The organism is Thiomicrospira sp. (assembly GCF_036568485.1).
GTDB lineage: Bacteria > Pseudomonadota > Gammaproteobacteria > Thiomicrospirales > Thiomicrospiraceae > Thiomicrospira.
Window position 1 is genome coordinate 1 of record NZ_DATCSL010000122.1, and the last position, 2,458, is coordinate 2,458.

A 2,458-nucleotide genomic window follows, 5' to 3' on the forward strand; every position below is an offset into this window, starting at 1 on the left:
CCGTTCCAAAAATCTTACTCAAACCTAGCCAATATTGACTATTAGATAGGTTTGACGTTTTCTTTCTGCTTCATTGTCACGCGCTATTTCTCATTTGAGATTTAGACTGACCACGACTCCACAGACTTTTTTAATTGGCGATGGAACTCACCGTCCAATAAACAGGATTATGCAGCTGTTAAAATAACAGTCGCGTTATTTAAAATATTGATGCTGGCGTTGAGGTCACGGTCATGAGAAACCTGACAGTTAGGGCACAACCACTCACGCATTTTCAATGTTAGCTCATCTTTACCAAGGATATGATTGCAGTTTGAACAGGTTTTTGAGCTTGGGTAGAAGGGTCCGACTGATTTCACAACCTTGCCTTGCTCAGTGGCTTTGTAGATAAGCTGTCGCTTAAACTCAAAGAAACCCAAGTCACTGATAGCTCTTGATAGCCGCCTGTTCTTAACCATACCTTTGACATTCAAATCCTCAATCGCAATCACATCGAACTCATTAACCAGACTTGTTGTGATTTGATGGAGAGAATCTTGCCTAATACACCTGATCTTATAGTGCAAACGAGAGAGCTTGGTTTTCGCTTTTTCTCTGTTTTTACTGCCTTTTTTAGTGCGACTGAGCGCTTTGTTTAGCGTTCTTAGTTTTTTAAGGTTTGCTTGAAGTGGTTTTGGCGCTTTAATTTTAGTGCCGTCTGATAAAACCAGTAAGTCGGTAATACCAAGATCAACACCAACGCTTTTACCTGTCTTTTTAGTAGGAATTACAGCTTTTTGTATTTCAACAGCCACACTAACAAACCACTTACCGCCACGTTTAGAGATGGTGGCTGACATGATCTTGCCGTCAAAACGTAAAGCTTCTTTTAAGCGAACCCAGCCCAAGTTTGGGATACGAATGGATTTACCTTTAATGGCAAATTGGTCGTTGGATAAACTGAATCTATCGTCACGGCCTTTTTTACGAGCGGTTGGGTATTTCGCTAAGCCTTTAAAGAAGTTGTTATAAGCATCACCCAACTGCATGATTGCCGCCTGCGGAGCGCATTTGGTCACTTCCAGCATATAGGGGAATAATTCACGCTTAATGGCGTTCAATTCGCGTCTGAGCTTCGCCTGTGAGGGCTTGTTTAGATTTTTAGTATCAACCTCAACGCCTGCGGCCAAACACGCATCACGGTACGCTTTGTCAAGCGCATACTGCCGCTGCCACTCATGCAAAGCCCAGTTGTAGGCTTTTCTCGCCACGCCACAAGCACGAGCAAGGTGATTTGCCTGTACGTTGTTTGGCTTGAGTTCGATAATGTGTCCACGGATCATAATGCTTTTTTAACCGCCTCTATTAATTGTTGGTTTTTCTTGCTGCGAGAGCCGTATAGCCTCGCTGAAAATACGGTGATAATCTCCAATACATCTTGGGCTAATTCTTGCTCAAAACTCAACTCTTCACCTTGATTGATTATTACCACTTCAACGTCACGAGCCTCACACAACATGAAAACCAGTTCTGCACCAAATCGTAAAAGCCTGTCTTTATGGGTAATTACCAGCCGTTCAACTTTATTGCTCAGTATGTCATCAAGCAGGTTTTTTAAGCCTTTCTTTTTATAATTCATTCCACTACCAAGATCGGTAATCGTCTCAAAAGTCCAGCCTTGCCTGGCACAATAAAGTTCCAAAACTTGAGACTGGCGAAGTAAGTCGTCTTTTTGATCACGACTCGACACACGAGCATAAGCAATGGTTTTTCGGTCTAATTTAGGTGGTGTATTCAAGGAATGCGGTCTGATTTCACTTAAATCATATCGCCTATGCCCGTTTTCGGTTCGCTTGGCGACTAACGTACCATCCTCATCCCAACGTCTTAATGTGGATTGAGCAACCCCGAAATGTTTGGCAGCCTCCCCAATACTAACCAGTTTCCCCATAACTTGCTCTCTATATTATAGATATAATCTATCTATTATAGTAATAAATAGGTAGGTTTGTATATATTTTATTTAACTGTTTGCAACCCTACTCATGGAGGAATGGTCATTAACCGCAGTACAAGCAGGTTTTCTTGCCAGTGCTGCACTTTTTGGCATGATGTTTGGCGCTATGATTTTTGGAACGCTCTCTGACAAGATCGGTCGCAAAAAAACCATCATGATTTGCGTGGCCCTGTTCAGTAGCTTTACCTTTTTAGGGGCGTTTGCTGATGGTCCAATGCAGTTTGCCGCTTTACGCTTCATCGCTGGTTTGGGTATTGGCGGTGTCATGCCAATTTGTGTCGCTCTGACCTCAGAATACGCACCAAAACGTATGCGTAGTACGCTAGTTGCTATTATGTTTAGTGGCTATGCAATAGGTGGTATGGCATCCGCATTATTAGGCTCTTTTTTGGTGGTGGATTTTGGCTGGGAGATTATGTTCTATATCGCAGGCATCCCCACCTTGCTATTGCCCATTATTTG

3 protein-coding genes are annotated in these 2,458 nt (G+C 42.7%); 1 reads left to right on the forward strand and 2 read right to left on the reverse strand.

Features of this window, described 5'->3' with window-relative positions:
- Positions 1–167: 167 nt before the first annotated feature.
- Together VIM91_RS11365 and VIM91_RS11370 are read right to left on the reverse strand one after the other, a co-directional pair.
- Positions 168–1,322 carry an RNA-guided endonuclease InsQ/TnpB family protein gene (locus VIM91_RS11365; protein WP_093071385.1) on the reverse strand — a complete coding sequence of 385 codons (1,155 nt, stop codon included), beginning with the start codon at positions 1,320–1,322 and terminating at the stop codon, positions 168–170.
- Positions 1,319–1,930, reverse strand: a complete 612-nt coding sequence (locus VIM91_RS11370; RefSeq protein WP_068404139.1) for an IS607 family transposase — start codon at positions 1,928–1,930, stop codon at positions 1,319–1,321. Before VIM91_RS11370 ends, VIM91_RS11365 begins: the two co-directional genes overlap by 4 nt.
- Positions 1,931–2,024: 94 nt before the next feature.
- Between VIM91_RS11370 and VIM91_RS11375 the strand changes: the two genes are divergently transcribed.
- Positions 2,025–2,458: MFS transporter (locus VIM91_RS11375; protein ID WP_331864925.1), on the forward strand; the 434-nt coding region annotated here is incomplete at its 3' end.

Bases quoted from the DNA above. Each gene is read 5' to 3' on its own strand.
- VIM91_RS11365 (WP_093071385.1), bottom strand. From the start codon at position 1,322: ATGATCCGTGGACACATTATCGAACTCAAGCCAAACAACGTACAGGCA.
- VIM91_RS11370 (WP_068404139.1), bottom strand. From the start codon at position 1,930: ATGGGGAAACTGGTTAGTATTGGGGAGGCTGCCAAACATTTCGGGGTT.